The sequence below is a fragment of the Oceanobacillus chungangensis genome (assembly GCF_003369565.1).
In the GTDB taxonomy this organism is placed as follows: Bacteria; Bacillota; Bacilli; order Bacillales; family Amphibacillaceae; genus Oceanobacillus; species Oceanobacillus chungangensis.
The window spans coordinates 125,545-152,341 of record NZ_PIOD01000008.1 but is presented as its reverse complement, the minus strand read 5'-3'; the positions used below and the strand labels follow the sequence as shown (position 1 = coordinate 152,341).

At 36.8% G+C, this 26,797-nt stretch carries 22 protein-coding genes and 1 riboswitch; of the genes, 3 read left to right on the top strand and 19 right to left on the bottom strand.

The window, feature by feature from the left end; genetic code table 11:
* From lplA to CWR45_RS08980, 4 genes are all read right to left on the bottom strand, one after another.
* Positions 1 to 1,041, bottom strand: a complete 1,041-nt coding sequence (gene lplA, locus CWR45_RS08995) for a lipoate--protein ligase (RefSeq protein WP_115749531.1) — start codon at positions 1,039 to 1,041, stop codon at positions 1 to 3.
* A 12-nt stretch (positions 1,042 to 1,053) separates the two neighbouring features.
* Positions 1,054 to 1,941, bottom strand: a complete 888-nt coding sequence (locus tag CWR45_RS08990) for an SIR2 family NAD-dependent protein deacylase (RefSeq protein ID WP_115749530.1) — start codon at positions 1,939 to 1,941, stop codon at positions 1,054 to 1,056.
* A 9-nt stretch (positions 1,942 to 1,950) separates the two neighbouring features.
* Positions 1,951 to 2,745 carry a protein-ADP-ribose hydrolase gene (locus tag CWR45_RS08985; RefSeq protein WP_115749529.1) on the bottom strand — a complete coding sequence of 265 codons (795 nt, stop codon included), beginning with the start codon at positions 2,743 to 2,745 and terminating at the stop codon, positions 1,951 to 1,953.
* Between the two features lie 179 nt (positions 2,746 to 2,924).
* A complete protein-coding gene (locus tag CWR45_RS08980) occupies positions 2,925 to 3,257 on the bottom strand; it encodes a glycine cleavage system H family protein (RefSeq protein WP_115749528.1) in 333 nt (110 codons plus the stop codon).
* Positions 3,258 to 3,443: 186 nt separating this feature from the next.
* Here CWR45_RS08980 and CWR45_RS08975 point away from each other — a divergent pair, with 186 nt between their 5' ends.
* Together CWR45_RS08975 and CWR45_RS08970 are read left to right on the top strand one after the other, a co-directional pair.
* Positions 3,444 to 4,628: an NADH-dependent flavin oxidoreductase gene (locus tag CWR45_RS08975; RefSeq protein ID WP_211315955.1), complete on the top strand. Its 1,185-nt coding sequence runs from the start codon at positions 3,444 to 3,446 to the stop codon at positions 4,626 to 4,628.
* Positions 4,629 to 4,805: 177 nt separating this feature from the next.
* Complete coding sequence (locus tag CWR45_RS08970; protein ID WP_115749526.1) at positions 4,806 to 5,393, top strand: nitroreductase family protein; 588 nt, start codon at positions 4,806 to 4,808, stop codon at positions 5,391 to 5,393.
* Between the two features lie 174 nt (positions 5,394 to 5,567).
* On the opposite strand, the gene CWR45_RS08965 is transcribed toward CWR45_RS08970, so the two are convergent.
* The 6 genes from CWR45_RS08965 to CWR45_RS08940 all read right to left on the bottom strand — a co-directional run bounded on the left by CWR45_RS08965 (position 5,568) and on the right by CWR45_RS08940 (position 9,733).
* Positions 5,568 to 6,800, bottom strand: coding sequence for a tyrosine-type recombinase/integrase (locus CWR45_RS08965; protein ID WP_115749525.1), 1,233 nt, complete (start codon positions 6,798 to 6,800; stop codon positions 5,568 to 5,570).
* Positions 6,801 to 6,802: 2 nt separating this feature from the next.
* Complete coding sequence (locus CWR45_RS08960; protein ID WP_115749524.1) at positions 6,803 to 7,009, bottom strand: DUF3173 family protein; 207 nt, start codon at positions 7,007 to 7,009, stop codon at positions 6,803 to 6,805.
* On the bottom strand, positions 7,002 to 7,616 hold the full coding sequence (locus tag CWR45_RS08955; RefSeq protein WP_115749523.1) for a replication protein: 615 nt from the start codon (positions 7,614 to 7,616) through the stop codon (positions 7,002 to 7,004). Before CWR45_RS08955 ends, CWR45_RS08960 begins: the two co-directional genes overlap by 8 nt.
* Positions 7,617 to 7,754: 138 nt before the next feature.
* Entirely contained in the window at positions 7,755 to 8,348 is a 594-nt protein-coding gene (locus tag CWR45_RS08950) for a hypothetical protein (protein WP_115749522.1), read from the bottom strand.
* Positions 8,349 to 9,419 carry an ATP-binding protein gene (locus CWR45_RS08945; RefSeq protein WP_115749521.1) on the bottom strand — a complete coding sequence of 357 codons (1,071 nt, stop codon included), beginning with the start codon at positions 9,417 to 9,419 and terminating at the stop codon, positions 8,349 to 8,351. It abuts the gene before it with no gap.
* Positions 9,419 to 9,733 (bottom strand): hypothetical protein, encoded by a 315-nt coding sequence (locus tag CWR45_RS08940; RefSeq protein ID WP_115749520.1) that lies wholly within the window; start codon positions 9,731 to 9,733, stop codon positions 9,419 to 9,421. Before CWR45_RS08940 ends, CWR45_RS08945 begins: the two co-directional genes overlap by 1 nt.
* Positions 9,734 to 9,901: 168 nt before the next feature.
* Between CWR45_RS08940 and CWR45_RS08935 the strand changes: the two genes are divergently transcribed.
* A complete protein-coding gene (locus tag CWR45_RS08935; protein ID WP_115749519.1) occupies positions 9,902 to 10,891 on the top strand; it encodes a hypothetical protein in 990 nt (329 codons plus the stop codon).
* Between the two features lie 85 nt (positions 10,892 to 10,976).
* Here the strand turns inward: CWR45_RS08935 and CWR45_RS08930 are convergent, their stop codons facing one another.
* From CWR45_RS08930 to CWR45_RS08885, 9 genes are all read right to left on the bottom strand, one after another.
* Positions 10,977 to 14,075, bottom strand: a complete 3,099-nt coding sequence (locus tag CWR45_RS08930) for a type I restriction endonuclease subunit R (protein ID WP_115749518.1) — start codon at positions 14,073 to 14,075, stop codon at positions 10,977 to 10,979.
* Positions 14,076 to 14,077: 2 nt separating this feature from the next.
* Entirely contained in the window at positions 14,078 to 15,190 is a 1,113-nt protein-coding gene (locus CWR45_RS08925) for an ATP-binding protein (protein ID WP_115749517.1), read from the bottom strand.
* A gap of 1 nt (position 15,191) precedes the next feature.
* On the bottom strand, positions 15,192 to 16,430 hold the full coding sequence (locus tag CWR45_RS08920) for a restriction endonuclease subunit S (RefSeq protein WP_115749516.1): 1,239 nt from the start codon (positions 16,428 to 16,430) through the stop codon (positions 15,192 to 15,194).
* Positions 16,427 to 17,974: a type I restriction-modification system subunit M gene (locus CWR45_RS08915; RefSeq protein WP_115749515.1), complete on the bottom strand. Its 1,548-nt coding sequence runs from the start codon at positions 17,972 to 17,974 to the stop codon at positions 16,427 to 16,429. The genes CWR45_RS08920 and CWR45_RS08915 overlap by 4 nt, the downstream gene beginning before the upstream one ends.
* A 468-nt stretch (positions 17,975 to 18,442) precedes the next feature.
* Positions 18,443 to 19,978: a glutamine-hydrolyzing GMP synthase gene (guaA, locus tag CWR45_RS08905; RefSeq protein WP_115749514.1), complete on the bottom strand. Its 1,536-nt coding sequence runs from the start codon at positions 19,976 to 19,978 to the stop codon at positions 18,443 to 18,445.
* A gap of 190 nt (positions 19,979 to 20,168) precedes the next feature.
* A riboswitch (purine riboswitch) is annotated at positions 20,169 to 20,270 on the bottom strand.
* Between the two features lie 155 nt (positions 20,271 to 20,425).
* A complete protein-coding gene (locus tag CWR45_RS08900; RefSeq protein WP_115749513.1) occupies positions 20,426 to 22,615 on the bottom strand; it encodes a transglutaminase TgpA family protein in 2,190 nt (729 codons plus the stop codon).
* Positions 22,612 to 23,874: a DUF58 domain-containing protein gene (locus CWR45_RS08895; protein ID WP_115749512.1), complete on the bottom strand. Its 1,263-nt coding sequence runs from the start codon at positions 23,872 to 23,874 to the stop codon at positions 22,612 to 22,614. The genes CWR45_RS08900 and CWR45_RS08895 overlap by 4 nt, the downstream gene beginning before the upstream one ends.
* Positions 23,871 to 24,833 (bottom strand): AAA family ATPase, encoded by a 963-nt coding sequence (locus tag CWR45_RS08890; RefSeq protein WP_115749511.1) that lies wholly within the window; start codon positions 24,831 to 24,833, stop codon positions 23,871 to 23,873. Before CWR45_RS08890 ends, CWR45_RS08895 begins: the two co-directional genes overlap by 4 nt.
* A gap of 404 nt (positions 24,834 to 25,237) precedes the next feature.
* The gene (locus tag CWR45_RS08885) at positions 25,238 to 26,743 is read right to left on the bottom strand and encodes an amidase (protein WP_115749510.1); all 1,506 of its coding nucleotides are present in this window, start codon (positions 26,741 to 26,743) and stop codon (positions 25,238 to 25,240) included.
* Between the last annotated feature and the right edge of the window lie 54 nt (positions 26,744 to 26,797).

Sequence of the window (26,797 nt, the reverse complement as noted above, 5' to 3'; positions counted from 1 at the left end):
TTATGCTTCAACTGTCGGAATACTTAACATAAAATTGACTAACTCTTCCTTAGTTAAGTTTCCAAAGTAATCAACTAAATCCAGCATCTCTAAGGCTTTTAATAAATCAGCTTTTCTTAATCGCTCCCCTACTAAAGCCTCTTCAACTTCTTTAACATCTTTTGTTCCGAAAAAGTCTCCTGTAATCTGGATAGCCGCAATTTTAGCATGTTCGATACTTAAACCGATACTAATCGTTCCAATTGGAAAACGATCTGTTAAACGATATTCAAACTGCTTAAAGTGACCATAGTTCCAGTCCCAATTATTGTATTTCTCAGCCGCAATTTTATCGACCTCTGTCCAATCTCTCGAGGTTAATTCATATCGTTTCGCTTGACTAATATTATCAATTTCAAGTAATTGACAAATCATATAATCAGTAAATTCCCAGACCGTCATTTCTTGATATTCAGGCGCTAAATTGGGACGGATCGATCCAACGCGGCTACGGACTGATTGAATGCCGTGTGATTCAATTTTCTTTTGATTAGGGCTCAACACGGACACCATTGCTTCATAATTAGGATCTAATAGTAACGAGTAGCCCGCGTAAATACGCCCTTTCTGAACCGTCATGGCTGCTCCTGAAATTTTCTTGCCATCTAAAACTAAGTCATTACGTCCTTTTTGTTCTAATTTATCGACGCCTAGCTTCTGAAGTGCTTTGATGGCCGGTTCATACAAACGTGAATAATTACCATAAATATCGTTATTACCGTTAAATAAGAAACAAAAGCTCATATTACGGTCATCGAGATATATCGCACCCCCGCCTGTTTCGCGGCGAATGATTTTGATACCATGCTCATCCATATATGGTTGATTGACTTCCTCATATACATTCTGGAATTTCCCAATTTGAACAGCTGGCTGCATCATGTATGGGAAAAGCACATCATCATCTAAGAAAATATGATCTTTCACATATTCTTGTAAGGCCATTGCCACTCCTGGATCATAAATCCATTCTCCATCTCGTTTAGATTCAATTAAATACATCAGCTACCTCCATTAATCATTCAGTGCTATTGTATGTAATACTTCGGCAATATCCTCATCAATTCGCATCGTCTGTGGACGAATCGCATGTGGAATGAAGTAATCCTTCTGATTCATTGTCACAAACAATGCCTTAGGATTTGCTTGCGTCATTTGTTGGAAAGGATGTTTAATAAATTGTGGCGTTGTATGCCCAACCCCAATTTCTAAAAAGAGTACCTTCTTATCTTGGTTCTCTTTTAGGAATTTTTCATAGCGTTCTTTCTGCTCATGAAAATGACCATCCTCTACCATTCCTTTTTCTTCATTGCGTTTGTTAATTTCCATTACGGCCCCACATTTTGGACAATGAGGAACTAATTCTGCAGGAATCTTCATATCTGATTGTTCCTGAGCCATTTGACGGATTAAGCTTTCGTCGTGGTAAGTTTGTTGATGACAGTGATCAGAACATTGCCATAACCCGTATTCTCCTTGAATACGAAAGACCTTATCCATATCGAATGCTGCTGCATAAAAAGCATTATCGGCATTCGTTGTGATAATATGATAGTTTTTATCCTTCATTATTCGACGCAAATCGACATATGCTTGCCCGATTGGTTGATCAAAAAAATTCAACAAACTAAAGCGACTTTGAAAGGCCCAATATTCTTGTTCATCTTCAAAATCAAATAGACTTGCTTGTAACATATCAAAGAAGCGATACTTCGCAATAAAATCAGGAAATGCATCAGTAAATCGTTTTCCTACATAGGTAAATCCAGTTGCAGCAGACATTCCTGCACCAATCCCGATTACAATCGCTTCAGCTTCCTCTATTAGTTGATGTAAAAAATCAGCTTGTGGCAGTGATGAATCCATCGTTAGTGTCTGCCAATGTGTATTAAGTTGTTGCATAGCAATCTCCTATTCTTTCATCCCTAATAATGTCTGATAGATTTGTAAATCTTCATCTTTAAACACATTAAAGATAACATTAAGTGTTGATTGGTTTTTGCTTAAGTACTCTTTCACAGTTTGAATCGCAATTTCAGCCGCACGCCCGTTAGGGAAATTGAATTCACCTGTTGAAATGCAGCAAAAAGCAATCGCCCCTTGTTGGTACTCATCGGCCAAGGCTAAACAAGAACGATAAGACGAAGCTAGTAACTGCTCCCTTATGGGTGTAACGCCACGTTGGTCGATAAATGGACCGACTGTATGGATGATATAGTCTGACGGTAAATTATATGCCTTCGTTATTTTTGCTTTACCAATTGGCTCTTTACGACCTTGAGCTTTTATCAGCGCATTACAATCTAACCGCAACTCCACACCTGCACGTGTGTGAATAATATTGTCAATACACTCATGATTCACTTGCATGCAGCCTAAAAAATCACTGTTGGCTGCATTAACAATCACGTCCACTGCTAGACTCGTAATGTCACCTTGCCACAAATAAAGTTGCGGCTGAAAAGCTGCCATATCATTCAATGTGGTTAGTAGTCGTTCGTTATTCCACTTCGTCAAGAAGGCATCTTGGACCCGGATAAATTGTTCTGTCACCGGTTCAGGGGATCGGACATTACACAGCCCCCGAAATAAGACTAATTTATCTTCTACAGTGTCCATCTTGTACTGCATCATTTTTCCATTTGTATTTGGATTCTCGTTCAGTAAATAATCGATCAGATAATCTAATTGCGCTTCTTGATCCATAACCTACTCCTATTAAGAAATATACTTATTAGAAAACTAAGGCTTAACCAAGCTTTTGGGTGACCACCTTAGTCTCCACTGATGTAATAAGAAAGTTTTTATACTTTCCTATAAATAGTACTATTACTGCTGTTAATCAGTACTCTGATAAACAGATAGTCTAATAAAGCATTTACTAATTAAGCCTCTTCTAATTGGTTAAACGCTTCTTCATCAACATCCGTTAATTTAACTACCCAGTTTTCTTCTTCTTTGGCGGAATTTAATAAGCTTGGTTCTTTTATTAATGCTTCATTTCGCTCAACAATTTTACCAGCCAACGGAGAAGCCAATTCAAAAACAGTTTTCGAAGCTTCCAAATTTAAAATTGCACCATCTACCTCAAGGGTATCAGCATCTATGTATTCTACGAAACCAACTGTACCAATATCATCTTGCAATTCTGGCGTCATACTTAAAGTATAAACCTCATCATTTTTCTCAATAAATAAAAAGCTACCACGTTTTTTCATTCGTAATCCCACTTTCTTAATTTATATTGATTTTTACTATATTTACAGTATATCATTTTTTATGAATAATCTAATATAATGCTCTTTACCCAAATCTATATGAAATTGACATAGTTTCCAATGGGTGCTAGGGTTTAAGTTAACGTTAACAATTACATATCATTGAAGGAATTGGAGAATATGCAAATGAAGACAACAGAACAATATAGACCTTTATTTGAATCAATAACTCTACCAAATGGTATTGAATTAGATAATCGCTTTGTCCTGTCACCAATGATTACTAACTCTTCAACCATTGAAGGTTATGTTACTGAGGAGGACTTGGCTTATGCAGAACGACGTGCTAGTTCTGCACCTCTCCAAATTACGGGTGCAGCTTATATTGAAGAATATGGCCAATTGTTTGAATATGGCTTTAGTATCGATGATGACCGTAGTATCAAAGGACTTAAGCAACTCGCCCAAGCGATGAAGAGAGAAGGTGCGAAGGCAATTATTCAATTAACTCATGCTGGCCGTTTCTCCAAAATATCGCTTAAAGACTTCGGTGTCGTGTATGGTCCAAGTGAAATGAACTTAAAAAGTCCCATTGAACATACAGTCTTACCTATGACCAAACGTAAAATCGAGCATGTCATTACCCAATATGCCGATGCAACACGGCGAGCGATTAAAGCAGGGTTTGATGGGGTTGAAATTTCAGGTGCACAGCGTTTACTAATCCAAACATTTCTATCCACTTTCTCTAATCAGCGTGAGGATGAATATGGTGCCGGAAGCCTTGAAAATCGCTCACGTTTTGGTATTGAAGTGTTGAGGGCTGTTCAAAAAGTCATTGATGAAGAAGCACCTGCTGATTTTATTCTTGGCTACCGTGGTACGCCAGAAGAAACACGGGGCAATGAGATTGGATACAGTGTGGAAGACTTTCTTTATTTCATGGATCAAGTGATGGAAGTAGCAAATATCCAATACTTAGCTACCGCAAGTTGGGGTAAGAATATTTATAAACAAACCATTCGGCAAGGGAGATTTAAAGGGAAATTTATGAATCAAGTTGTGTACGACCATATTGCTGGTCGTATTCCAGTTATGGCAACTGGTGGCATTAACTCACCGGAAAAAGCACTGGAAGCTTTCCAATTCGCTGATCTGGTTGGTGCATCAACGCCTTTTGTTACAGAGCCTGATTTCGTAACTAAATTGAAAAATGGACGGGAAGATGAAATCGATTTAGGTTTTTCTGGGGAAGAACTAGCCGATTTAGCAATTCCCGAAAGAGCTTTTAAAGATATTGTGGAATTAATGGATATCGGCGGTTCACTTTCTGATGATGCTCGGGGGAAATTACGTAAGTTGCGTAATTAGTATCAGCTATTAGATAAAACACCAATCCTGTTTCACTTGTTAAGAGATGAAGTTGGCGTTTTTTGGTAGGTTTATATTTAGATAGTCATATTCAAATAAACCCTCTAAAGAATCTTAAAAACTTATAAAAAAACTCAAACCCATGTATCATAGATAATTATAGGAGGGATAAAAATAATGATGTTAACTGATGTGAAAAATAACAGAAAACCTGAATTTGAAATTGATGAGATGTTTATAAATAGGTGGTCACCAAGATCATTTTCTGAAAAGGAGATACCAACAGATATATTACTTTCCTTATTTGAGGCTGCGCACTGGGCACCTTCTGCTTTTAATTTTCAGCCCTGGCGATTCATTATTGCCCAAACTGATGAAGAACGAAAAACATTCCATTCTTTTATAAGCGAATTTAACTTGGCTTGGTGTAAAAATGCCCCAGTTCTTTCACTTGTTATTTCAAAAAAGACAAATGATGGCGTTGAATTTCCAACGCATTCTTTTGACACTGGTGCTGCATGGGGATACCTTGCATTACAAGCATACAAATCTGGGCTAGCCACTCACCCGATGACTGGTTTTGATTTTCAAAAAGCAAGAGATGTATTAGAAATTCCTGAGGATTATGAGATCGAAGCATTGATTGCAATTGGTTATCAAGACGAAAAGGAAAAACTACCCGAAAAACTCCAGGAACGCGAACAGCCTAATGAGCGTCGTGCTCTGCAGGAATTTACTTTTAATGGGAAGTTCGGAAATAAGTAGTTATTATCATAGTCACACATTATGACATAGAATAATTGGACAGTGTTGCTGTAACAGTAAAACGACAAGCCTAGATAGATTCTAGACTTGTCGTTTCATTTTTCATTATTCCCACTCAATGGAGCGGGTAAGGCTTATAAAGCCTGTTGTTATCACATTTCTAAGGTGTCTCCATTACCTTGGAGACAGTTTTGGCGACAATTGTTTCACCGCTTGATTACCGACAAATGTAAATTGCTTACTCGTTGCAGTTTCAATTTTGATAATGCCTGCCATTGATTCGGCGACAGCATCATCAATCCCACCAAACAAATGTGCATAGTGTTTGAGTGTTATTTCTGGCGAACTGTGCCCGAGACGTTTTGAGACAACCAAGACCGAAGCATTTAATTCATTGATGAGAAAGCTTACATGAGAATGACGTAGTCCTTTTGCCTGTATGACTGGAGCACCTGCTAGCTTGGCATATCTTGCAATAACTCGAGCGATCGTTGATTTAATCATGGGTAAGCCATCGTAGGAGAAAATGAAATCTATATCTCCATGTTGGGCTTGTCGCTCTTTCCATACACGCAATATGTCAAGAGTATCATCATCTAAAGCAAGCACCCGTTTTCCATCAACTGTTTTCGTGTGGTTCTTCCGATTGTAATTCTTGCGACTCTTAGTAACTAGCATATGATGAACACGAAGCTGTTTTTTCTCAAAATCAACATCATTCCACCAGAGAGCTGTTCCTTCGTTCACACGAACACCTGTCATGTAGTAGACCCACAACATCACAAAGCACAAATGCTCATAAAAATCTTCGGTGTAAATCTTCGAGATTACTTTCTCAAATTCGTCTTTCGTCCAGTAAGCAACATCCGTTTTCCCTTTAGGAATTGGTTTCACTTGTTGAGCAACATTCTTATCAAGGTAATTAAGAGTTACGGCAAATTCAAGAATTTTTTTCAACATTCCAAAGACCATTGAAGCGTATGACTGTGAATATCCTGCCGCATTTTTATCCAAAAGCCACGTTCTGAAAAATTGAATATCGTGCAAAGTAATCTTCCGTAATGGTTTCTTTCCAAAACGTCCTATCAGAATTTTCAAAGTCGGATTCCGTGACTCAAATGTCTCTTCCGTCACTTCCGTCTTATAATCTGGAATGTAAACATTGTTCATGAATTGTTCAAAGGTCATGCCATAATCTGAATAACCTTGAGTTTGCAAAAAGTCATTTTTAATACGGATAGCTTCCGCATAGGCTTCTTTTGCTGACTCAAATTTCTTTCCAGATTGTGACTTGCGACCTTTACGCTTGATACGTTTTCCTGTGATTTTGTCCGTACCTAAGCTTACCTCGTAATAGTATTGCCCATTTTTCTCTTGATAGACATCTTGGTAGCTAGTTTTTGGCAAAGTTATTCCTCCGTTTTTTCGGACAACTCAACATCACCGATAACGGATTTTACTGCCTGCATGGGGACAACAGAAATACGCCGTCCCTCGTAAAACTCATACCCTTGTTGTACCATATAGTGTTTTGCTTGTCTAATGATATTGGAAGCCGTGTAAGGTGGGAAGCCAGCACGCTTTAAGTCTTCTGAGTTCACCATTGTTTTACTCATTACTATCCCCCATTTCTTTAAAAATTTTCCTAGTGGGTCTTTCTGAACTGTAACGCCTTGAGTCTAGTAACCTTGAGAAGAAATACGTTTTATCTACGATTAACTCAAGCAACAAATAATCATTTTTTCTTGCGTACATTACAAGTTCTTCAAATTCCTTAAAATCATGTTCTGCTATCACATCAATAATGCTGTTCAAAAATTCACCTGTATTATGTTCAACAAGGAATTTTCCAAGTTCAAATCCACATCCCCACTCAATATCTTCTGTTTGGTAGGGTGTCTTATCTGGATTTTCAGCGTGTGTGAAATACTCATACATTCCCTTCGGAGACATCACAACCTCAACATGCTTTGGAGCGTTAAGCTTTTCGCTAATTAGGCTTGAAACCTGCGAATAGCTTTTCAAAGAATCAAAGTATAGTGCACCATGCTTGTGTGCCTTTTTAATTTCCCCTGACTCTTTATTCACGTCACTATCGTGCCAAGGGCTCAACACAAAGGGTATGTGCATTTCTTCTAATACTTCCAAATAGTTCTCTGGGGCACTTTCCTGATAGAAAATGAACGCCCATTTATTGCTTCTCTGTTCTTTTTTCTTTTCCATATTTCACTTTCCTTTATTATTGATTATTGATACCACGGGGGTCGTAGTAACCCCGTGGACTTTTTTATACCATCCATTAAGTAGCGGAGCTTCCTCTTTGCCTCTGCCGTTGGCAGGCAAAAGCTCCGCTACTTTTCATCAACTCATTTTTGTTCCATTAATTATCAACAAGTGTTTATACCTCTCAAAATTTGAGAAAGAATACTCGGAGAAGCGACTTGAAATTTCTTCACGTAGTATATCTTTTGTATCTAGGATTATTTTTTGGACTTGTACATCATTTGGTAATTTTATAATATACGTGATATTTTGATTCCTAATATCAATGATGGATTTCTGTATTGATTTATTATGCTGCTTGAGTTTGAAAATCCCTTCACCCTCATGGTCTGCCTGTCTTTTTAGGAATTTCCTCAAACGGAAGCTAACCCATATTGAATAGAACCAGTTTGTTAGTGAATCCTCAACAATCCTTCTTATCAATTCAGGAACTACTAGTATTAACAACATCCCCACAGATAACAAAATCATTCCATCCAACACATTGGAAATTTCCCTTAGCACTCTAGTCATTATTTTTGAGTAATCTGCTAAGACCGTACTTGTTTCATGTTGCAAAAAAACTTCTAGCAGTTTGAACGGAACTCGAATTATGATGAGAAGCATGGAAACAAACAGCAGGAAGCCGTTAATATGGAACGTACGAATGAAGTATGATTTTCCTTTTTTCATCTACATTATTCCTTTCAGATTATTAAATGTTGGTGTTAGTAATGGGACAATTTGAAACGGGTGCTCTGAGTCAATAACTTGTATCAGACCTGTTCCAATGCCTTGCGGTATAACTATCCCTTCAAGTGACAGGTCTGGAAATAAGAATTGGGTCGTTTTGCTGTTTATGTTTCCAACTTGAATCAATACGTTTAACTGTTCTCTGCAAGAAATTGGAATAGCATTATTGTCGAAGCGCTGCGACACCAGTAAAAGATGAACCTTTGAAGCTCTACCAAGTAACGAAATTTGAGATAGCAAGCTAAAAAAAGCTTCTTTAATCGGTTTTGCTACACCATCACTTAATGCCAACACTTCGTCAATTACTACTGTATAGTGTTCGAAATCGGCTTGAGGGTTAGTGTATAGCACTTGTTGGCGTTGATGAATCAGTTCCAAGCACTTACTAAGTTCATCATTCACACTTGAAACAAAGTCGCTCTTACTTCTGTTATCGCTTGGTGCAATAACTTTAGCATTGTTCTCTCGCCCCCATCTACTGGGCATATCAAATTTTGGGTCTACGATGATAAGAATTGAACTCTTATTTAGAACGCATAGAAAATAGGTAAGGGCATAAGACTTCCCAGATCCAGAGTTTCCTGCGATAGCAATACTTGTCACTTTGTCTAGGTTTATCGTAAAGTTTTCCATTACAGGTACTTTATTTATCGGTAAATCAGCAACAAATTTGTCTATATCTGGAATAATCAGCCGCTTTGAAATGCCGTTTTTCCATGGGAAGAAGAGAGCCCGCTTTACATGGATATCTTCTGTTGCCAACGGAACAAAGTAGGCTCCTGCTTGCTTCAACAGAGTGAAATCGGGATATAGGACAGCGTTACTGATAAGATAGATTTTTTGATAAAGCTCATCATTAACGACATAACTTGCAGGAAGGCGAGGGATGAAGTAGAAACCTTCATCCGCAACTTTTACACTAAATGAGTTCGTGTAAGAAGTCTCACCGTTAATCTGTAATGCCATGTTCAGAGCTCGGAGCAAATAACTTTCAAGTTCTTTTTTCTTCATTATTTAACAACCCTAATCCCTTCTGAACGGAAATACACATTTGAACGAATTTCAATTGCTTCTAGTTTGTCAAATTTGACCTCAGAAAGAAATGGTGGCAAGGATGGTTTTTTGATGAATTTCACAGCGAATGGGTTAACTCCCTCCTGTGTGAAGTAAAGCTTGTAGCTTGTCACCTCATCTGTTCGTTTACCATCAATCCAGTTATATTGAATTTCGACTTCGGAAGAAACGTTGATGATTGGTTTATCGTTAGAAATATACTGACGTGCCGTTTCTTCGTTGTATGCGTTTTGTGAATTTTTCGTTTTCATGAATTTCTCCTTTTTTTACAAATATGACTAGTACATATTGCATAGATTTATTTATCTCCGGACTCGCGATTCCTTTGACTTTTTCATTGTATATTAACGAAGAGTAGTAGATAGTATGTTATTATAGAGGTGTAATTTAATAGATTTTCTACCACCTTAGGAGGCGCAATGATTTATACAGAAACCAAAGACTACATTTTTTCTGAGATCGGGAAAAGAGTACATGCAAAAAAATATGAGTTAAATTTGACGTATTACCAATTAGCAGGTTATGAAAATAAGGCTGACTATGATGGACATCAGAAGGATTTAACTCAAGATAGTAAAGAAGATAGGCAACTAAGATACGCAAAATATGATCTTTCTATTATCAAAAATATTGCTGGTGGGAAAGCCTATCCCAAGAAAAATCCAAATTTAATTTCGGACTCACTTTTATTACATTTAACAAAGGAGTTGGGATTTAAAAAAGATAAGCGTAAATTACTATGGGGAGATTTTGAAAATAGTGACCTATCTAAAGTCTTATTTGAGAAGCTTCTTCTTGATGTTTTATATGGGGATGATGACAAATTAAAAGAAACATATAATAACGTGCTATTTGACTATGTTCCGTATGCTGAATATCATTCATATTGGCAAATGTTTATGCTTGGTGAAATAGAAATGTCCAAATTTCCTAATAGTCAATTAAGTATTTCTTCTCATTTTTATAATCTTAAAGAAGATGATATTTTTGAGAAGTACGAATCCATACAAAAAAACGCAATTGAATTTCTTTACTTTAAGTGCGGAAAACAATTTCATATTTTGTTTGTAGATTTCATAATGCAAGAAGGGGAATCTTTGAAGAAACTAGATAGGAAATTAAATAGTTTTGGTTCTCGTTTAACTGGGTTTCTTCTAAATTATGTTCCGGACAAGGATTCCTTGGGATTACGGGCTCGCAATATAATTATTTCAGATTATAAGAAATTTGGGACTTTGATAGCTAAAGAAATGAAAGGTGAGCCATGGACATTAGATGAACATACGCTAAAACTGTTGGTGGAATCTTCCTTGGCATACATTAAAGAATTAAAAAGAGTGCAAGCCATAGAGCTTGAGGTGATTAACAAATATAATTTTAGCGGTAAAAAAAGTGATGATGTAGACTGAATAATTCTACACCACCACCAATAAAATTTTGTTCCTTTAGAATGAGACTCAAATATTTTGATGTTTAACCGCTATTTTAGTTTTGTTAAATTTTTCCACCTACTCCCTTAAACTTATCTACGTAGGCAGAAATTTTCTGAAAAACGCCCTGCTTTTTTGTTAAATATTGAGGATTAAGAGGACTCATTTTAGGTAGAATTTCATTAAGTTCCGTTCCGTTTTCACTAGCGTATTCTCTTTTTAATGAATTCAAAATATATCTTTTTGCAGCCTCTTCATTAAGTTTTTCAGTATCAATCAACTCTTCTGCTTCACGTTTTTGCTCAGTTTGAGCAAATGAGAAAAAGGCATCAATAATACTTGTTTTATCTTGAATACTGTCTAAATCAGCTTGGTTGATAAAATCAACTACTAAGCTTTCTTTTGCACGGTTTCCTACACTAGATCGAATTAAGCGACGAACCTCTTCAACCAATGTTGCTTTATCTTTTACTTTCTTGTTTTGTTCAAAAATAAGTTCAAGAATGTAATCTAAATTAATCTCTTGGGATTTTAAAAGATCTACTTCAAAGACAACATCATCCCAATCAATAGAAACAGTTTCCTTTTCTTTTCCATTTCTTTCACGGCGGAGCCAATCACGAATATCATTATATGAAGAACGATAATCTTGAATAGCTCTTTCTTCTAATACCTGAATCTCTTGCATAACAGCAATATCTTCATCAGTAACATAGTGAGTAGATTTGAAATCTTCTAAAGCTTTAGGATCAGTAATATCTATTGCTTGCAAAGCTTTTAAACCTGAAAATTCATCATAGTTCTGCAGTATATTTTCAATACGCAAATATTCACCAAAGAGTTTCGCAAACTCTTTTTTTTCCTTTTCAGTAACAATATCATCAATATTAGGAAAACGTTCCTTTAAATCTTTTACTACATCTACGTATCCACGACGGGCTTCACCAGTTGCCACATCAGTAAATCCTTCCATATACTCCTTGTAGCTTTTCTCCAGCACCACATTTTTAGTGTTTTTATCTCCAAAAAGAGTAATGGCGTCTATGGTTGCTTGTTCTAAATCTCTAAAGGTAACAATATTTCCAAAGGTTTTGGTGGAATCATAAATACGATTTGTTCTCGAAAAAGCTTGCATTAAACCATGATACCTAAGATTTTTATCAACAAATAAAGTATTTAATGTAGGTGCATCAAAACCAGTTAAAAACATTCCTACAACAATCAACAAATCAATCTCTTTGTCTTTTACTCGTTTAGCAAGGTCACGATAATAATTTTGAAATTCCTTACTTTCTACGCCATAATTGGTTTTAAACATGGCATTATAGTCTTTAATGGCTAAACTTAAAAACTCTTTTGCACTACTATCCATTGCTGAAGGTTCAAAAGTTTCATCAAGAATTTCACCTATAGCAGTTTGCTCTTCATTAGCAGCAAAGGAGAAGATTGTCGCAATCTTAAGGGGTTTACTGCTTCCATGTTGTAAGTTATTTAATGATTCATAATAGAGTTTGGCTGCGTCAACACTGCTCACGGCAAACATGGCATTAAATCCTTTTCCATTTGCATTTATACGATGGGTTTTTAATCTAAAATTATTCAGTATATATTGAGAAATTTCTTTAATCCGTTCAGGATGTAGTAATGCTTCTTTATTTTCTGCTGCCGATAGCTTTTTCTCGTCCTGTTCTTTTTCAATCTTTTTGAACTTGGGACGTACATCGTTATAATCTACTTTGAACTTTAAAACTTTTTCATCTCTAATGGCATCCGTAATTACATAAGAGTGTAACTCTCGACCAAAGACAGAAGCAGTCGTTTCAGAACCTAACGCATTTTCCGGGAAAATAGGCGTACCTGTAAATCCAAATTGATAGAACTTCATAAACTTTTTATTGATATTTTTTTGAGCTTCACCAAATTGTGAACGGTGGGCTTCATCAAAAATAAATACCACTTGCTTATTATATATAGGTAAATCTGTTTCGCTTTTAATTAAGTTATTAAGTTTTTGAATCGTCGTCACAATAATTTTATTATCATCTTTTTCAACGTTACGCTTTAATCCTGCGGTACTTTCTGAACCATTAACACTATCAGGGGAAAAACGCTGATACTCTTTCATCGTCTGAAAATCTAAGTCTTTCCTATCTACAACAAAAAATACTTTATCTATAAAATCCAGTTCAGTAGCTAAACGAGCTGCTTTAAAACTCGTAAGCGTTTTCCCTGAACCTGTTGTATGCCAAATATATCCACCACTTTCAGTAGTTCTCCAATTTTTGGCTAGGTATGAACTTTCAATTTTCCATAAAATCCTTTCCGTGGCAGCAATTTGATAAGGGCGCATAATCAGCAGGTTATCGCTCACATCAAAAACGGAGTATTTCAGTAGTACATTCAATAAAGTATTTTTTTGAAAAAATGTAGCCGTGAAATCTTTTAAATCTTTTATCAGGGTATTATCCGATTTTGCCCAATTCATAGTAAAATCAAAACTGTTTTTATCACGTTTAGTCGTATTAGCAAAATAACGGCTATCTGTCCCATTAGAAATCACGAAAATCTGTAAATATTTAAACAGAGAGTTTTCTGAATTAAAGCTCTCTTTACTATATCGATGAATTTGATTAAAGGCTTCACGAATGGCAACTCCACGCTTTTTAAGCTCTACTTGTACTAAAGGTATGCCATTGACTAAAATGGTAACATCATATCTATTGGCTTGCGTACCTTTTTGTACAAATTGGGAAATTACCTGTACTTTATTGTTGGCAATATTCTTTTTGTCTACTAGGTAAATGTTTTGAATATGCCCATCATCAAAAACAAAGTCATAAATATAATCGTTATGAATTCTACGGGTTTTATCATTGTGGTTGTCACTGGGTTTATCTAAAAACTGCTCACAAAATCTAATCCATTCAGCTTCTGAAAATTTTACATTATTAAGGTTTTGCAGTTGCACTCGGACATTAGCAAGCATTTTTTCAAGAGTGGTTAAACTTTGTAGATGTTCATAACCCTGATTCACCAAATCTTGGATGAGTTCTCGTTCTAAATCGGCTTCTGTTTGATAGCCAACTCCTTGTTGGTCTACCTTGGTATATTTATCCAAAACTATGAAGTTGTTTGATTCCGTGATGGTTTTGAAATCGCACATCTTTATGCCTCCTTCCAAAAGCTATAGTTACTAGTCAAATGTTCAAGTAATAGCTTAACAGTTTGTTTTTCTTGGGGAGATGGTTCTGCTACACTTTCATTCGCTAATGTAGAATGACTTGTAAATTGAATAATACGATTATAATAAGTTTGTTTGTTATCAGGTAATAAGTCTGACCAGTATGGAAATCCAAGAAAACTAGCTGTTTTTTCATATAGATTTCTTAAAAGAGTGAAATGATATTTTTGTACTTGATTGTTCTCAATGGCTTCCTCTATCGTCTTCTTCAAATGCAAATGATATGAAAAACTCTTATTTGAGTCTCCTGATTTTTCATCAAATTTAAAAGTGCCATCTTCCTGACGCTCTAGCATGTAGCAGGTCTTTTTGTTGACTTCATTATGGAGCACATTATAAAAAATAGGATTGTGTGATGTAATAACAAACTTTAGACCTGAATCACTTATTTTGATCAAATGAGCCAAGTCTACAGCCAGCTGAATCAGATGGTTATCATCTAATGAAGTTACAGGATCATCTATAAATACATACTCCAGCTGGTCAAACTGATTTGTTTCTCTATCGGTTGGTTCAGCTACATTTAATACATTAATAGCTTGTTCAAGTAGAGAATAAAAAACACACCATACAAAGCTACTCTCTTCTCCTTTTGATATCTTGATATAATTCGAGTGTTCATTGTTGCCACGCTCATATGAGAAGGTTACTTCTGTAAATTCTTCATTAAAATTTGGAGTTAATTTTTCATCGGAATAACGTTGAAAATTAGTAATAATATTTCTATCTTGTCCCTGCTCTTCAAAAATCCATCTTGTAAAAGAATTAGGATGGATTAAAAGTTTTGGTTCAGCATCATTTTCTAAGTCATTATCCCAATAGAACAAATCCTCCGTAAAAGCATTATAATAAAGAATTTCTTTACCAACTACTTCTGATTCCTCTAGCTCCGTATCACCAAATACTTTAGGTGAAACTAACAATCTAAATTCCCTTGAAAGTCTTGTTTTGCCATTTCCATTAAAGGCATAAATTAGTCGGACTTTTTTATTGTCATCTTTTAACTGTTGAGCAATTTCATTTAAACTCTTCCCCATACTATGCTTTCACCTCACTTTTCGGAAATGAAAGTAGCATATTACGGTAATATTCGTATTGCTTTTGACGCAATTCTATTTCACGAGGTAAGCCCTCGGTAATTGAGGATGTCAAACCGTCGAATTTGTCGAGTAAAGACACGATGCGAGCTTGCTCTATTTCATTTACTATAGGAATAGGTATTTCTTTAATTGATTTTAGACTGAGCGTTTTTTGACTGCCTCCTCCCACGTTTCTTTCAATGAAACCTTGTACACTATTAGATAACAAAATATAATATAAATATTTACTATTTATCAAGGGATGAATTACAACAGTATTTTGTCCCATGCAAACAGCGTTATCTGATGGAACAATGCTAACATTTCCATACGAACCTACTCTAGACATTACCAAGTCATATTTTTGAGGTATATACTTTTTGGTGAATATTCTATATATTTCATCACTAACTTTTAAAGTATCTTCTAAATTCACGAAACCACCTTTAATATCAGTAACTCTTATCATGCTCAGTCCATGATCTGAGTATTGTGGTGTTTGATGCAATGAATCGAATATTTTCGCAACCTCCCCCAACGCCTTCCAATCTACTTCGCCCTCTTCAAAAGTCAATAACTTATCACGATAATAGGCATACTGCTTTTTACGAGCTGTAAGCTCTGTTTTAAGCTCTGTTGTAAGCTCTGTAAAGGTGTCCAAAATACGGACGATTTCTTCTTGCACTTTAATGGGTGGAATGGGGACTGAGAGTTTTTTAAATCTGGCTTTAGATATGTTAAAACGCGTAACACCACTAGCTGTCTTTGCAATTTCAGTCCGCATAAAATGACTGCGAAATAAATATTTTGAAAATTGTGGTATTATATGAATATCATTATTAAATCTTACGCCAAATGAAAAACTATTTAAATAAACTTTATCTTCAAACTTTTTTGTAACAGCTGAAGACATCCCTGCTTCTTCTGCCGTCTCTGATGAGCCTGTAAACAAAATATCACCATATTTTACTTCATGTTGATTTTCTGAATCGGACACTTTTACAGATTCCAGCTTATCAAAATTTATTTCTATATTATCAAATATGTTTTTATATGAAATGTATAGAGCGTTTCCTTTGTCAAAGTCTTCCTTCTTTTTGCCTGAAAGACCTCCATAAAGTTCAGCCACCTCCCCTAACTTCTTCCACTCAACCCCAACCCCCTCAAGGAGTTTCTCCATAAAGTTCAGCTTAATCATGATTCAATCACCTCAATAATGTCATCAATTTCAGCACGAAGTTGATCTATCTTCGCTACAGTCGTTTTTATCTCTGCGTTCAGCTCATTTATATCAATGACTTCCCTTGTGTCTTTTGCTTCCACATAGGTGCGCACAGATAGGTTGTAATCATTTTGAACGATTGCATCATATTCAACAGAATTTACAACATGATCAATATCTTTTTTACTGTCAAACATTTCCATTATTTGCTCAATATGTTCATCTGTAAGTATGTTATTATTCGTTCCTTTTTTATAGAAATCTACTCCACTTGCATCAATAAATTGAGTTTTATTATCTATTTTATGCTTAGAAAGAACCAAGATATTAACCGCTATTGAAGTCCCATAAAAAAGGTTAGGTGCTAATGAAATAATCGTTTCAACAAAGTTATTATCAATCAGATACTTTCTAATTTTTTGCTCTGCACCACCACGGTAAAAAATACCAGGGAAACAAACTATTGCAGCACGACCTTTACTTGAAAGGTAACTAAGCGTATGAAGTACAAAGGCAAAATCGGCTTTAGATTTTGGGGCTAATACGCCTGCAGGAGCAAATCTTTCATCATTAATAAGTGTTGGGTCATCACTACCAATCCAATTTACGGAATAAGGTGGATTAGATACAATAGCATCAAAAGGTTTTTCATCACCAAAGTGAGGGTCTAATAGAGTATCTCCTAAAGAAATATTAAACTTATCGTAGTTTATATTGTGTAAAAACATATTCATACGAGCAAGGTTATAAGTTGTATGGTTAATCTCCTGTCCATAAAAACCATCTTCGATAATATGATCATCAAACTGTTTTTTTGCTTGTAATAGCAATGAACCTGAACCGGCTGCAGGGTCATAAATCTTATTAATGGTTGTTTGCTTATGAATTGCTAATTGAGCAATAAGCTTAGACACACTCTGCGGTGTAAAAAATTCTCCTCCAGATTTACCAGCATTGGCAGCATAATTAGAGATTAAAAACTCATAAGCATCACCAAAAAGATCAATTTGACTATCTTCAAAATCACCAAAATTAAGCCCTTCAACGCCTTTAATGACAGCAGCTAAACGACTGTTTTTATCTTTCACTGTATTTCCCAATCTATTGCTTGTCGTGTCAAAATCGGCAAATAATCCTTTAATATCTAGTTCAGATGGATAACCATTTGCTGAACTTTCAATAGCAGAAAATATGGCAGCTAAATCTGTATTCAAGCTTTCATTTGTGTTAGCGGTTTTCGCAATATTAGCAAACAGCTGACTCGGATATATGAAATAACCTTTTGTTTTAATGGCATCCTCTTTGATTTCTTTCGTTATAATATCATCAGGAAGGTCTGCATAATTGACGCTTTCGTCTCCCGCTTCAATATAACTAGAAAAGTTCTCGCTTATGAAACGATAAAAAAGCGTTCCTAAAACATATTGTTTAAAATCCCATCCATCTACTGAGCCACGGACATCATTGGCTATTTTCCAGATTTGAGATTGTAATACGGCACGTTGTGCTGTACTTGACATTTGTATTCCTCCAATTTTCTTCTTATACATTGATTAAAAAAGTAATTCTAGATAGGTTTGAAGTTTTCCTTCAACCTTTAGTTTCTTGCCATATTCAAACAGCAATACAATGTTCTTGTTTTCTCTTCTAGTATAACATTTAAATGCATCTGTGATGATCTGTATATCTGTTTTTAATATGATTTCGAAAGATATCCTAATGACACGATTGTACCTCACATTATACACCATGCCACCGTGATGAAGCCGATCGATGAGAAAATAAGAGCAGGTGGTTTAATGTTTCGCGCGTTTCATGCACTCAACCGGCTAAAGCTTAAATAAAAACTCCCACCGACAATCATTCGGCGAGAGTTTTTGGCGACAATCTTGGAGACAATTCAAAAGAATTTTGGTCTCAGAAAGTCATATGAGTTTTACCTAAACGGCATAAAATCAACGTTTTTCAGTGTATAGAGTGTCGCTTGATTATTCCCACTCAATCGTAGCAGGCGGCTTAGATGTAATATCATACACAACGCGGTTAATATGGTCTACTTCATTAACAATTCGAGTTGATACCTTTTCTAATACATCCCACGGAATGCGTGCCCAGTCTGAGGTCATGCCGTCAATCGATGTCACAGCACGGATACCGATTGTGTGGTCATATGTTCTTGCATCGCCCATTACACCTACACTGCGAATGTTAGGTAGGACAGTAAAGTATTGCCAAATATCACGATCAAGTCCAGCCAGTGCAATTTCTTCACGTAAAATTGCATCTGATTCACGAACAATTTCTAATTTTTCATCCGTTACTTCGCCAAGAACACGAATTGCAAGACCTGGTCCTGGGAAAGGCTGACGCCAAACAATATGATCCGGAATACCAAGCTGGCTTCCAAGCTCACGCACTTCATCTTTGAATAAAGTATTCAATGGCTCAATTAACTCAAACTGCATATCCTCTGGCAATCCACCAACATTGTGATGGGATTTGATTGTTTGTGCAGTTTCTGTACCACTTTCAATAACGTCAGTATATAATGTCCCTTGTGCTAGGAAATCAATTCCTTTTAGCTTCGCTGCTTCATCATCGAACACATAGATGAATTCATTACCAATAATTTTCCGTTTCTTCTCTGGATCATCTACACCTTTAAGCTTTGATAGGAAACGATCTTTTGCATCGACTTTAATAATATTCATATGGAAATCATCTGCGAATACTTTCATTACATCGTCTGCTTCATTTTTGCGAAGTAAACCATGATCAACGAAAATACATGTAAGCTGATCACCGATTGCTTTATGAATTAAAGCTGCAACTACAGATGAATCAACACCACCACTTAACGCACATAGTACGTTACGGTCGCCAACTTTATCTTGAATCGCTGCAATTTCTGTTTCAATAAAGCTTTGAATCGTCCAGTCACCAGAAGCACGACACACATCAAACACAAAATGATTCAATACGTCATTACCATATTCAGAGTGACGAACCTCTGGATGGAATTGTACCGCATAAAGATTTTTTTGCGGATTACTCATCGCTGCAATAGGTGTTGAATTACTTGTTGCATCGACTTGGAATTCAGGAGGTGCTGCCGTAACTTTATCGCCATGGCTCATCCACACCGTTTGCTCCGTTGGAGTATCTTTAAAAAGCACCGGGTCATGTGTTAAATCAATTAAGGCTTTACCATACTCGCGATTCTTTGACTTTTCAACAGTACCGTCGAAGTGCAATGCCATTAATTGCATCCCATAACAAATTCCTAGAACTGGAATACCTAGATCAAAGATATCTTTATCCGGGCGGAAGCTATTTTCATCATAAACACTATGTGGTCCACCAGACAGAATAATACCTTTTGGATTGATTGCTTTAATTTCATCTGCTGTTAGCTTATGTGAGTGCAATTCACTATACACACCAAACTCCCTAATCCGACGTGTAATTAGTTGATTGTATTGACTTCCAAAATCCAATACGAGAATCATTTCATTGTTTTCCATGATTATGCTCCTTTGTCTGTGCGAAATTTAGTTGCTTCGTGAATATAGCGCCTCACCTTGAAAACAGGCATTTTTATTTGGTGTCATAGGATTATTCATTCTATCAAAAAAAGCCTAAATTTCAGCTTTTCACACCTATACAAAATTTTCATATAGCTCGAAAAAGACAGAAATCCAGGTTCCATTAAGATGCCAGATATTCTGCCTTCATAGTCAGAGCATTTACGGTGCTCCGGTAGAAACTTTCGGACCATATTTCCAAGGATATACGAGGGCATATCATTCAGTTTTATATTTTTTTGAAACTTAGTGTGTCAACCGTAGTTGCACATTCTCTTATTTACCAAAAAAGGAGTAACCATGATTGTAAAATTTACAATCACCAGTTTACGAATCTTCTTTACAAACTTTTAATATGTCTTATTCTACTAACCAAGAACTATCAGGTCAACCCATTATCCTTTTGATTAAATCTTTCCATAATTTCGTCAGCTTTTGAATTTCAGCAGCTTCTATTTCATTCTTATATAGCATCCGCTCATAATTGCTCGTTAATTGTCCCATTTCATTCGTGCTATAACGCTCGTCAACCCTTTTTGCAAATTCACGCAATGTTTGGCTCGGCTCTTTTTCAAAACCTCGTCCACTTAAGATTTTCATTAAGAAATGATATGCCTCTTGAAAGCTTTTGGCATCTTGCTTATTGCCTAAGCTCAATGAAATCAAATACATTTGCCAACGGAATCTCGATTTATAAATGATGAATAGAACAGCAGCTAAGATAACCAAACCAACTGCTACATACCACCAATTTATCGAAAACGAAACTGCTTCTCTATCTCTACTACTCGCATTCTCTTTTTCAGTTTTCTCAGGCTCCTCCATTTGCTCTTCCGGGTCTTGGCTTTCTGGTGTTGGGGTCATTGCATCATTCTCCAACGCTTCACGATTTCCTTCTGTGTCCATATGGAAGTCAGATGTATTAGCAAAACCTTGTGTCGGTTCAAATGGAACCCAGCCAACCTCTGGGAAATATACTTCTACCCAAGAATGGGCATTTTCATTCGTTACTTTATAAACCTCATAACTAGCTTCTCCACGCTCGACAATTTCTCCGCTTGCAAATCCCTTTACCCATCTTGCTGGAATATCCAATGTTCGCAGCAAAACAACCATTGATGTTGAGTAATTATCACAATATCCTACTTTTGAATCGAATAAAAATTGATCCACATAATCTTGATTTTGTTCTGGGATCGGAACATCTGTCGTTTGATAGACAAACCCATTGCTACCAAAGTAATTTTCAACTGCCTTTACCTTATCATAACGATTATCATAACTTGCGGTAATTTGCTCTGCTAGCAGAGCAACCCTTTCCGGTAATGCTGGTGGAAGCTGGGTATATTGATTGCTAATCTCAGTCGGATACGGCTCGCTACTTTCTCTTAATTCATTAATAGAGTAAGATGGGCTCTCAAAGTCAATCTTATAATTAAATGGAATTGTGTCCTCATTATATGGGCGGCTTAATTCAATTGCTCCAGATTGCTCGTCTAATGCATATTCTGCCTCCCCATACACTTTGGACATACCATATGGATAAATAAGCTTGCCAATCTTGGTGTTCGTTAGTTCAATAGTCCCTTCCATACTTTCTGATACAACTGTATTGTTGAACGTCTCGAACGTAATATTTCCATTCGGTTGTGGTTCATAGTTTGGTTGCGCTGAAAGCTCCCATCCCTTTCCAGTATATACATCCTTCGATTCAATTCTCCAATACTGTTCATCTTTTACGGTAGCATAGAATACATGTGTATCGTCCTGGATAAACGAACCACCTAGCCTTGAGTCATCCTCACCATAGCCTACCTTCTGGATTACGGAACTATTTCCACCACCAGCTTTCTCCGCTGCACTCTGAATAAACGGAACGGGATCTGGCCATTGCGGTTCTAATTTAGGAGCTGCAACTCCAATAATCGTTGAGAAAAGTGCAATCGCAATTATCGGCAGCAACCAAATAGGCGTTCGCTTCAACCACTGAAACCGAATTGATTCCATGTCGATTTCTTTCATGAAATTTGCAATACCTAATGCAAGTAAGGAAATGATAAACGTTCTTACAATTGACATTGCCCCATCATACACTGTGAACGTATCTAGCACAGCTAAATAAATAATCGTCAGTAATACGAAGAGAAAAATCCGCTTCATTTGCACAAACCAATAGTATAATAAATAACTCATCAACCAGATTAATAATAGAAATAAGAAACTCCTGAATAATGGCGTTAATGTATACCAGGACTGGGAAAAGAGCGCTTCAAAATTAAATGTGAACTCCATTCTCAACTGTTCAAACCATAGATTGCTCCATATCGGTCCATCAAAATACAAGCCATTCAAAATCAACACCATTGCAAGTCCTTTTAATAGAAACGAAATCCACCATTTAAACTGGAACATCGAGATAAAGAAGCAAAACGCAGAATAAATAATAAATAATGTTAAACCCTCGGTATCGGTAACATCCTGAATCGGATACAACCATTCTAAAAACAATAAAAGACCCAATATATACAAAATAGAGGCGTAGATGGTTGATGATTGAATTTTTTTAAATTTACTCATCTGAAGCTCACCTCAATTGGATTCTGCACTAATTGTTGTTCCGTCAAAACTTGGATACTAACACTCGAAAACTCAAGCTGCTTAATAATCTGTTGCTCTCTTTCCTTAATTAAAGCTGAAGATTGAATAAAAATAACCGCCACTTGATTCATGCGCTGGCACATCTGCTGTACCGTCTGTTTAAAGAAATCGTCTAAATGGGTGGTGATTAAAATTACGATCTCCCCACTGGTTAGCTCCCTCATTTCTTCCTTGAGGATTAATGAAAATGGGCGTACACCTGTTGGTTCAAGCCTTGTCAAATGCCTTTTGATTACATTACTTGTCGTTGTATCATAGTTTGGAAATCGGTTAATATTTTGACCGATTGAAACTAGTCCAACTTGTGTTGCCTGTTTGCGAATCGTCTCCATTAAGGAAAGCGTTAATTCAATCGTCGCTTCAAATGCCAAGGTATTCATCCCTTGATAATTGCAAGTATCAAGAATAACAAGCATATTGGTGTTTTTTTCCTGCTCGAATTCCTTAGTCATGACCGCATTCTTCCTAGCTGTCTGCTTCCAATCAATCCAAGAAAACCGATCGCCAGGCGCATATTCACGTACTCCTGTTGCAACATTTGTATTCTTTAAATTTTGGGCAGAAGAAGTAATGGAACCATGTTCAAAGCTGCTTACACTTTCAATGATTCGAAGTGGCCGTTCATTCGGATATGCAGTGAGTTGATCAACAATAGGAAAAACGAACTTTTTTTTCACAAAACCGAAGATATCACCAGTTTGCACTTGGATACCTGTTAACCGATGCTCCCCACGTGGAACCTGTGAAAGCTTATATGATAACTCGAACTTTCGGTTAAATAATGGGAATATCACTCTTTTTACTTTCCGATCATAATATTGCTTCGGCTGCTCCATAGAATGGTATTTCTCATGACGGGTATCCATTCTATTTATAGTCACGGGAAGCAATTCCTCGACAATACAATAAAATAATGGGAAAGGGATGGACCTTTCGAGTTCAATCGTAACCCCTACTTCATCTCCTGCATGAATAACAGAATGATTAAGTCGTCGTGTTGCTTTCCAGTTTTTTATCGGGTAAAGCAATAAACAGAAATGATAAAGAAGGATCGGGAGGAAGCCATAAAAAAGAAACCAGCTAACAAATCCTCCTTGAAACATCGCATAAGCAAATAAAGCGATGGAGGCAACGATAATAAAAAGTAGATCACGGATAAATCCTAGCATTGCCTTCATTCAAGAAATTCCTTTCGAATCGGTATATGTGTTGTTTTTACAATGGAAGCAATAATATCTTCATTTGTCTCACCTTCATATTTCGCCTCCGATGTTAAAATAATTCGGTGTGCCATAACAAATGGTGCTAGAAATTTCACATCATCTGGCAAGACATAATTTCTATCATGGATATATGCATATGCTTTCGCAGCCTTCATCAATGCTATCGAGCCACGCGGACTTACACCTAAATAGATAGACGGATTTTCTCTCGTTCTCGTTACGAGATTAATAATATATTGCTGAACATTCCGGTCAATATAAATGTCCTTAACTTCCTCTTGTATCGAAATTAGCTCTTCCCTGCTTAAAACAGAGTGGATTGCTCCAATTGGATGATTTCTTGCCGTACGCTCTAACATTTCTAATTCATCCTGGTAGGAAGGATAACCCATTTTCAGTTTCAGAATAAAACGATCAAGCTGCGCTTCTGGAAGTGGATATGTTCCCTCATATTCGATTGGGTTCTGAGTTGCCATTACAAAGAAAGGTGCTTTTAATGGAAGCGTTTGGCCATCTACTGTAACACTATTCTCTTCCATTGCTTCAAGCAGAGAGGATTGTGTCTTAGGCGAGGTTCGGTTGATTTCATCCGCGAGAATTATATTCCCTAGAATCGGACCCGCGCGAAATTCAAATTCCATTTCTTTTGGATTATAGATGGAAACTCCTGTAATATCGGATGGTAATAAATCTGGGGTGAACTGAATTCTCTTAAAATCACAATCTAATGATTTTGCAATTGTTCGAACGAGCATCGTCTTGCCTACTCCGGGAACATCTTCGAGCAATACATGTCCACCAGCAAGTAACGCTACTAAACTAAGTGTGGCAACTTCATCTTTTCCAATAATTACTTTACTTATATTTTGTAAAACTGTTTCTATCTTTTCATTATATATCTGTGTCTCTAGCATCTTTTTATAGCCCCTCTCTCCACCCTCTAAACGGCATTTTCTGTCTCTTCTACTATAACTATACAAGAAAAGATTCAGAAGTAAAAGCGGAATTATTTGTATTTATAGTATTTACAGATAGATAGTTTTATATACTTTATTTGATTTTGGTAGTGAAGTTGATGGTAATAAATAGTGCTCGGTAATGTTGGAGCTGCTATTAGGGAGATTAGAGTGCCTGAGGATTAATATGGAGCTATTGTACGTCTTATTGGAGCGCTAAACTTTATTCAATAGCGGTCACATGCGCCGTTGGAGCTGTTTTGTGTTAATGCGGAGCGCTCAGATATCCTTTTGAACTGCTCCCAATTGCGGAGCAGTTCACCGCTGAGCACTCTACTCCAATCCTCCGCATAAACCACTAATCAATAAACATCTCTAAAATAAGGATTCCCTTTCATCCCAACCCATAAATCTGACTGTTCCAATTGTGCCGATAACTGTAACAAGCGATGCTCTTCCCCTTTTTGCGCCATGACTTGCACCCCTAGTGGCAGTCCATTATCTGCTAAATGAACAGGTAATGATATAGCAGGCTGGCCTGTTAAGTTTGCAAGCTGGGTAAATGGTGTATATGTTAGGCTTGACAGGAACATATCATATATCATTTGTTGTTGTTCTTTTTTATCTGCTTTACTAAACCGTTCAATCAGTTCATTCTGCTCTTCAGCTGATAAAGGCAGTTCACCTACCTTTGGAGCTGTATTCGCTGTTGCAGGTGTAATATAAAAATCATACTTCTTGTGGACATTCGCCATTTGCGCTGCTGCTACATCCCATGATGCAAGACTCTCTGAATATTCAGCAGCCGAAACAGATTTCCCAGCCTCACTTAAAAGCCAAGATTCAATTTCCATGTCTTTAGCAGTGATGCCCCGTCCGATTGCTTTTTCTAAACCGCGGATAGTGGAATGCATTTCACCACTGTTCATTAAATAATAATCCTTCATTAATTGCAGGCCATCAACTGGATTATCCTTTTCTTCTATATGATGCCCCTCTTGTTCAAGCCACTTTACCATTTTCATAACTGCTTCTTTAGCATCCTTTGAAACTGGTGTCCCTACCGGTGACTTCGTTGTGAAAGCAATGCGTAATGGTTTATCGAACGCTGCTTTCATTTGTTCTAAATAGCTTCCCGGGAAAAGTGGTGTTTGGTATGCCGCTTCCGGTTGTACAACTTGAAGAATATCCAGCATTGCAGCACTATCACGAACACTTCTACTTAAGACAAAATTAATAGAGGCACCTTGCCAAGAACGACCATACCCAGGACCAATCGGCGTCCGTCCTCTTGTTGGTTTTAATCCAAACAATCCGGTAAATGATGCTGGAATTCGAATCGATCCACCACCATCACTCGCACCAGCTAGCGGTACAACACCTGAAGCAATTGCTGCTGCAGATCCTCCACTAGAGCCACCTGGTGAATAATCCGGATTCCATGGATTTCTTGTCGGTCCGTAAAGTTCTGGCTCGGTAATGTTTTTCAGTCCGAATTCGGGCGTATTCGTATGGCCTAGAAAATGGAACCCTGCATCACGGAACTTTTTAACGAAGTATGAATCCTGCTTGGAAATAGATGATTGTAAAAGCTTCGATCCTGAAGTGAGTGGTTCACCTTCTAAGCTTTGTGAAATATTTTTTAATAATATTGGCACACCAGCAAATGGAGCATCTTCAATTGCCAGAGTCTCCGCTTCCTTCAACGCTTTTTCTTTTCTTGAGCTTGTCAGAATATTTAATGTCGGGTTCACTTTCTCTAATTGAGCAAACGCCATTTCTACCAGCTCTTTTGGTGTCACTTGCTTGCTCTTAACAAATTCAGCCATTTCTGTTGCATCTAATGATAAATATGTATGTTGATCCATGACTACACCTCATTTTATGATTTATAATAAGTGTAGCATTCAACACTTGTTAAA

Coding starts and splice junctions, on each gene's coding strand:
- lplA (WP_115749531.1), bottom strand. CDS start 1,041: ATGTATTTAATTGAATCTAAACGAGATGGAGAATGGATTTATGATCCA.
- CWR45_RS08990 (WP_115749530.1), bottom strand. CDS start 1,941: ATGCAACAACTTAATACACATTGGCAGACACTAACGATGGATTCATCA.
- CWR45_RS08985 (WP_115749529.1), bottom strand. CDS start 2,745: ATGGATCAAGAAGCGCAATTAGATTATCTGATCGATTATTTACTGAAC.
- CWR45_RS08980 (WP_115749528.1), bottom strand. CDS start 3,257: ATGAAAAAACGTGGTAGCTTTTTATTTATTGAGAAAAATGATGAGGTT.
- CWR45_RS08975 (WP_211315955.1), top strand. CDS start 3,444: ATGAAGACAACAGAACAATATAGACCTTTATTTGAATCAATAACTCTA.
- CWR45_RS08970 (WP_115749526.1), top strand. CDS start 4,806: ATGATGTTAACTGATGTGAAAAATAACAGAAAACCTGAATTTGAAATT.
- CWR45_RS08960 (WP_115749524.1), bottom strand. CDS start 7,009: ATGAGTAAAACAATGGTGAACTCAGAAGACTTAAAGCGTGCTGGCTTC.
- CWR45_RS08955 (WP_115749523.1), bottom strand. CDS start 7,616: ATGGAAAAGAAAAAAGAACAGAGAAGCAATAAATGGGCGTTCATTTTC.
- CWR45_RS08950 (WP_115749522.1), bottom strand. CDS start 8,348: ATGAAAAAAGGAAAATCATACTTCATTCGTACGTTCCATATTAACGGC.
- CWR45_RS08945 (WP_115749521.1), bottom strand. CDS start 9,419: ATGAAGAAAAAAGAACTTGAAAGTTATTTGCTCCGAGCTCTGAACATG.
- CWR45_RS08940 (WP_115749520.1), bottom strand. CDS start 9,733: ATGAAAACGAAAAATTCACAAAACGCATACAACGAAGAAACGGCACGT.
- CWR45_RS08935 (WP_115749519.1), top strand. CDS start 9,902: ATGATTTATACAGAAACCAAAGACTACATTTTTTCTGAGATCGGGAAA.
- CWR45_RS08930 (WP_115749518.1), bottom strand. CDS start 14,075: ATGTGCGATTTCAAAACCATCACGGAATCAAACAACTTCATAGTTTTG.
- CWR45_RS08925 (WP_115749517.1), bottom strand. CDS start 15,190: ATGGGGAAGAGTTTAAATGAAATTGCTCAACAGTTAAAAGATGACAAT.
- CWR45_RS08920 (WP_115749516.1), bottom strand. CDS start 16,430: ATGATTAAGCTGAACTTTATGGAGAAACTCCTTGAGGGGGTTGGGGTT.
- CWR45_RS08915 (WP_115749515.1), bottom strand. CDS start 17,974: ATGTCAAGTACAGCACAACGTGCCGTATTACAATCTCAAATCTGGAAA.
- guaA (WP_115749514.1), bottom strand. CDS start 19,978: ATGGAAAACAATGAAATGATTCTCGTATTGGATTTTGGAAGTCAATAC.
- CWR45_RS08900 (WP_115749513.1), bottom strand. CDS start 22,615: ATGAGTAAATTTAAAAAAATTCAATCATCAACCATCTACGCCTCTATT.
- CWR45_RS08895 (WP_115749512.1), bottom strand. CDS start 23,874: ATGAAGGCAATGCTAGGATTTATCCGTGATCTACTTTTTATTATCGTT.
- CWR45_RS08890 (WP_115749511.1), bottom strand. CDS start 24,833: ATGCTAGAGACACAGATATATAATGAAAAGATAGAAACAGTTTTACAA.
- CWR45_RS08885 (WP_115749510.1), bottom strand. CDS start 26,743: ATGGATCAACATACATATTTATCATTAGATGCAACAGAAATGGCTGAA.